Here is a 5,711-nt window from a genome sequence, read left to right on the forward strand (position 1 = left end):
CCCGGACGGCCGCCCGGGCCCGCCCCTGCATCGGCGCCTGCGCGCGTCGCTGAAGGTATCCATCGTGGAGGGGATGTTCGCGGAGGTGTTCACCGCGTGCGCGGGTCCCACCGTGCTCACCGCGTGGGCCATCGCGCTGAAGCTGGGGCCCTTCCTGGTGGGTGTGATGACGGCGCTGCCGTTCTTCGCGCAGTTCGTGCAGTTCCCCGCCGCGTGGCTCACCCTCTGCTTCGGCCACCGGCGGGTGGCGCTGACGGCGGTGTGCCTGTCCCGGCTCGCCCTGCTGCCCATGGCGCTGATGCCGTGGCTGGGCCTGTCCCTGGAGGGGCAGCAGCACCTGCTGCTCGCCGTGGCGGGGGCCTCCGCGGTGCTGGCCGTGGTGGGCAACAACGCCTGGGTGGCGTGGATGGGGGAATTGGTCCCCAGCGCCGTGCGGGGCCGCTTCTTCGGCAAGCGCACCGCGCTCACCACGCTGATGGGCACCGCCGCGTCGCTCACCGCGGGCCTGCTGATGGACCGGCTGAAGGGGCTGGACGGGGTGGGCCTGGCGCTGCCGCTGCTGGCGCTCGCCGCGTGCGGCATGGGCGTCGTCACCACGCTGATGATGGCCGCGCAGCACGACCCCGCGCCCCCGGGCACCGCGCCCAGGCTGGAGCTCAAGGCGGCGCTGCTGCCCTGGAAGGACGACGGCGCGCGGCGGGTGCTCCTGTACCAGGTGGCGTGGAACGCGGCGGTGGGCGTGTCCGCGCCCTTCTTCGCGCTGCACAGCCTGCAGAACCTCAAGATGACCTTCGTCATCATGGCGCTGCACGCGGCGGCGGTGGCGGGGGTGCGCGTGCTGACGGCGCCCCTGTGGGGCCGCGCCATCGACCGGCTGGGCGCGCAGCCGGTGCTGATGTGCTGCTCGCTGGGCATCAGCGCCATCCCCATGCTGTGGCTGCTGCCCTCGGCGGGGACGCTCTGGCCGCTGCTGTTCGACGTGCTGCTGGCGGGCTCGCTGTGGAGCGGCCACGGCCTGGCCATCTTCGCGCTGCCCCTCACGGTGGCGCCGCGCCGGGGCCGGCCCTTCTACCTGGCGGCGTTCGCCACCGCGGGCGGGCTGGCCTACGCGGCGGCGGCGGCCCTGGGCGGGGCGCTGGCGGCGCAGGTGCCCCAGCAGTTCATGCTGGGCGGCCACCTGTGGGTGAACCTGCACGTCCTCTTCGTCGTGTCGTCGGTGGCCCGGCTGGGCGCCGCCTTCCTCGCGGCCCGGGTGAACGAACCCGGCGCCGCCACCACGCGCACCGTGGCCCAGGTGGTGGAGCGCTTCCTGCCCCGCCCGGCTACAGGCGGTAGTCGCGCACCATCGCCGCCACGCGCTCCGACAGGAGCTTGAGCGACACGGCGGACTCGCTGGTGGTGGAGATGCGCTTCACCGTGTCGCCCATCACCGTGTTGAGCTCGTTCACGGCGGTGAAGATCTGCTCGATGCCGGTGGCCTGCTGGTTCACCGTGTTCGAGATCTGACGGGCGGACACCACGCTGTCGCGCACGATGGAGGACAGCTGGCGCAGCGTGTCCCCGGACGTGCGCACCTGGGCCAGGCCCGTCTCCATGCGCTGCGTGCCCGCGGCGGTGATTTCCACCGTGGCGAAGATGGCGGTGCTGATGTCCGCCAGGATGCCGCGCACCTGGTTCGTCGCGCGGATGGACTGGTCCGCGAGGCCGCGGATCTCCCGCGCCACCACCGCGAAGCCCTTGCCGTGCTCCCCGGAGCGCGCCGCCTCGATGGCCGCGTTCACCGCCAGCAGGTGGGACTGGTCCGCCAGGTCCTTCACCGTCTCCGTGATGCCGGAGATCTGCTCGGTGCGCTCGCCCAGCGCCATGATGCGCTCGGCGATCTGCTCCACCTGGGCGCGCAGGGCCACCATGCCCTCGATGCTCTCCGTGATGGCGATCTCGCCCGTCTTGCCCAGCACCTCCGCGCGCTCCGCCACGTCGATGACCGTCTCCGCCGCGCGCGACGCCACCACCGACGTCTGGCGGATCTCCTGCGCCGTCACCTGCGTCTCCTGCAGCGCGGCGGCGTGGCGCGACACCATCTCGTTCTGCCGGCCCGCGGAGTCGTTCAGGTGGTCCACGGAGCCGCGCAAGAGGTCCGACGACGCCTGCAGCTGCTGCAGCAGGTCCTTCACCTTCGACACCATCAGCGAGAAGGCCTTCGCCAGCTGGGCCACCTCGTCCGAGCCCTCCACGCGCACCATCTCACGCAGGTCGCCGTGCTCCGCGATGCGCTGGGCCGCCTCCGTCAGCTGCACCAGCGGCGCCGCCACCCGGCGCGCCAGCACGATGCCCACCGCCACGAACGCCGCCAGCGCCAGCAGCAGCACCACGCTCACACCCGTGGTGATGGCCCGCACCTGCGCGCGCGCCGCCGAGCGGTTGAAGCCCACGTGCACGCTGCCCGCCCCGTTCGCGAAGCGCGAGCTGACGTCCAGCAGCTCCGCGTCCCGCACGTAGAACGTCGCCTCCCCCTGCGCGCGGCCCAGCCGGTCGCGCAGCTCGCGCATCGCCGGGGCGTACTCGCCCGCCACCGCGCGCAGCTGCCCGGCCCCGTCGAAGACGGCCAGGTAGGCCACCTGGTGGTGGCGCGCCACCTGCTCCAGCACCGCCTGGAGCGACTCCGTCTGGCCCCCGGGCATCGCCGCAGGCAGCGTGGCCGCCAGCGCCACGGGCAGCGTCCCCCCGACGTCCCGGCCCTGCGCCTCGAAGGCGGCGCTGACGCGCGGGATGAGGTAGCCGAAGAAGAGGGCCGTGAAGAACAGCGCCACGAGCAGCGGCGCCAACGTGAGCTTCTGGGACAGGGAGAGTCGCATCCGGGAGCGGCGCCAAATCCAGAGGAAGTCTGGGAAACGAAGCCCCCCTGGACCATCCAGTGAGGTGGCGCATTGTGGACATTCCAGAGGAGCCGGCGCAATGGCTCCGCGTATCCCAGCGCGTGAAAGTCAGACACCGCGCCCTGGGTAGCCACGACCCCGGGGCGCGGACGTCAGCCCGGCCTCAGCCGGCCTTGCGGCTGTCCTGCTCGCTCTCGCCCCACTTCTCCATCAGGGTGTTGGACGGGAGGGTCTCATCCAGCAGCTTGCGCGCGGCCTCGCCGCCGGTGACGGGCAGGCCCTTGCGGTCGATGAGGCCCAGCTGCACCAGCACCGACGCCTGATCCCAGTAGATGTGCTCGTGGTAGAGCTTGTCGCCGCGGAAGTTCACCACCGCCACGAAGGCCACCTCCACGAACTTCCCGGTGGGCGGGATGCCCGGGAGCATCCAGTCCATCTCGATGTCGTGGGTGAAGCTGAAGATGAACTCGTCCACCACGCGGTCCGCGCCCACGGTGCGCGACAGCAGGGTCATCTTCGTGTCCTTGGGGTTCGCGTGCACGAAGTGGTGCTCGTAGAAGCGGTGCAGGTACTCCGCGCCCACGCCGCCCGTCATCACCGGCACGCTGTTGACGTACGGGTGCGCCACCATGGTCTTCATGGTCGCGTCCGCGTCCCGGGCGGCGAACTCCAGCTCCGTGTGCTTGTCCCACAGCGCGGCCAGGTCGTAGCGCGGCCCCATCACGCGCTTGAGCAGCGCGATGGTGCGCGTGTGCGCCGTCATCTGCGAGGGCCGGTTGTAGGCCGGCGACCCCTCGCGGAAGAAGCCGTGGCGCACGCCCTGGTACACGTACAGCTCCACGTCGACGGCGACGTGCTGCTTCACCCGCGCCACGGCGGCCGGAGGCACGAAGCCGTCCCACTCCGCGTAGTGGAGCACGATGGGGGCCGTGTTCTCCCCGCCCTGCGAGAGCACGTCCTCCATCCCCGGCGCGCAGTAGGCCACCGCGCAGTCCACGTGCGCGTGCGCCGCCAGCTGCGCGGCCAGCGTCCCGCCCAGGCCATAGCCCAGCGCGCCGACCTGCTTCTTGCCCCGGAGCCCCACCACCTCCGGCAGCGCGCGCGTCCAGGCCACCACCGGCTTCAGGTCCATCTCCTCCGGCTCTCCGCGCGAGGCGAGGTCCGGCACCACCACCACGTAACCCTCTTCACTGAAGCGCTCGGCCATCAGCTTCAGGTGGGCGTTACCCTCGAACGCCTCCACCATCAGCAGCAGCAGGCCCGGGCCCGTCCCAGAAGCGGGGCGTCGCACCCACGCACGAATCGGGTCGCTTCCATCCACGGGAATCCACGTCGAGTTGTCGTTCATTTGTCGCGCACCCTCCCCAAAGCGGACACTCTTTGCGCCCGGACGGATCGCCTCCCGGACGTCTGGCATTGTAGCAAACCCTCCACATCCTTGCCTCATGTTATGAGAGGTTTTGATGTGGATGGATTGTTGTATGGCTTTTATGTGAAGGAATCAGCCATCACTGCAATGCCTTGCCCGTGACGCGACCGGCCTTGTGTTTCAGGCCGTCATCGGTGAAGCGACGCTCGCACAGGGAGAATGCACGCGCCCGTCCGCCAAAGCCTGACGTGGCAGGCAGAGGGAGAAAACCGTACCCACCTCTGGGGTTGATTCCACCCGGAGGGTGCCGCCGTGAGCCTCCACGATGCTGCGGGCGATGTAGAGCCCCAGGCCCAGGCTCTCGCGCTGGCCCGGACCTTCGCCGCGGCGGAAGGGCTCGAAGAGCGTGGGCAGCACGTGCGCGGGGATGGGGGCCCCGGCGTTCTGGACCTCCAGGTAGACGGTGTCCACGCCCTGCTCGTAGGTGCGCAGGCGCACCGGTGTGTCGCGCGGGCTGTACTTGAGCGCGTTGTCCAGCAGGTTGGCCACCACCTGCGCCAGCCGGTCCAGGTCCCACACGCCGTGGAGGCTGTCGTGGGTGAACTCGCAGTGGATGGAGCGCTCGGGCCTCGCCGCGCGCAGCTCGTCCGTGACCTTGCGGCACAGCTCGTTCAGGTCGCCCGCGCCCGGCACCACCGGGATGCCTCCGCCCACGCGCGCGCGGGTGAAGTCCAGCAGCTGGTCCACGATGCGCTGGATGCGCTCGCCGCCCCGGGCCACGCGCTCGAACGCCTTGCGCTGGGCGGCCGGCAGCGCCTCGCGGGACAGCTGGGCCTGGGCGGTGGTGAGGATGGCCGCCAGCGGCGTGCGGATGTCGTGTCCCACGATTCCCACCAGCTGCTGCTCGAGCTCCGTCGCGCGCAGCAGCTCCTCCTCCACGCGCCGGCGCTCCGCCAGCTCCAGCGCCTGCTGCCGCAGCTTCTCCCCGCGCAGGTGCAGCTCCACGAACACCGACACCTTCGCGCGCAGGATGTCCGGATCCACCGGCTTGAGCAGGTAGTCCACCGCGCCGTATTCGTAGCCCCGGGTGACGTAGGCCGCCTCGCGGCTGAGCGCGGTGATGAAGAGGATGGGCAGGTGCTTCGTGCGCTCGCGGGTGCGGATGAGCCGCGCCGTCTCCAGGCCGTCCAGGCCCGGCATCTGCACGTCCATCAGCACGCACGCGTACTCATCCAGGAGCAGCGCTTTCAGCGCCTCGTCGCCGGAGCGCACGGCCACCAGGTGCTGGCCGAGCGGCTCCAGGATGCCCTCCAGGGCGAGCAGGTTCGCGGGAACGTCGTCCACCAGGAGGACCCGAGCGCGTGGCTCGTCGGCGAGGGGGGTGCGGAGGGGCTCGTCGGAGACGGCGGTGAGCACGGGCGTCCTGGGAACGGAGGGCTTCAAGGCGGCGTTGGCTCGGGCGTTGG

General features: G+C 71.2%; 4 protein-coding genes. 1 reads left to right on the forward strand and 3 read right to left on the reverse strand.

All coding sequences use genetic code 11. The features are described from left to right. On the forward strand, positions 1–1,375 hold a 1,375-nt coding region (locus D7W79_RS37905), incomplete at its 5' end, for an MFS transporter (RefSeq protein WP_147442256.1). Here D7W79_RS37905 and D7W79_RS37910 read toward each other — a convergent pair. From D7W79_RS37910 to D7W79_RS37920, 3 genes are all read right to left on the reverse strand, one after another. Continuing rightward, positions 1,323–2,855 (reverse strand): methyl-accepting chemotaxis protein, encoded by a 1,533-nt coding sequence (locus D7W79_RS37910; RefSeq protein WP_120530132.1) that lies wholly within the window; start codon positions 2,853–2,855, stop codon positions 1,323–1,325. The genes D7W79_RS37905 and D7W79_RS37910 overlap by 53 nt on opposite strands. Positions 2,856–3,039: 184 nt before the next feature. Beyond that, positions 3,040–4,224, reverse strand: coding sequence for an alpha/beta fold hydrolase (locus D7W79_RS37915; protein ID WP_120530133.1), 1,185 nt, complete (start codon positions 4,222–4,224; stop codon positions 3,040–3,042). Between the two features lie 201 nt (positions 4,225–4,425). After that, positions 4,426–5,711, reverse strand: a 1,286-nt coding sequence (locus tag D7W79_RS37920; RefSeq protein ID WP_338078846.1) for a hybrid sensor histidine kinase/response regulator, incomplete at its 5' end; no start/stop codon positions are given.

Source organism: Corallococcus exercitus (assembly GCF_003611585.1).
Taxonomy (GTDB): Bacteria; Myxococcota; Myxococcia; order Myxococcales; family Myxococcaceae; genus Corallococcus; species Corallococcus exercitus.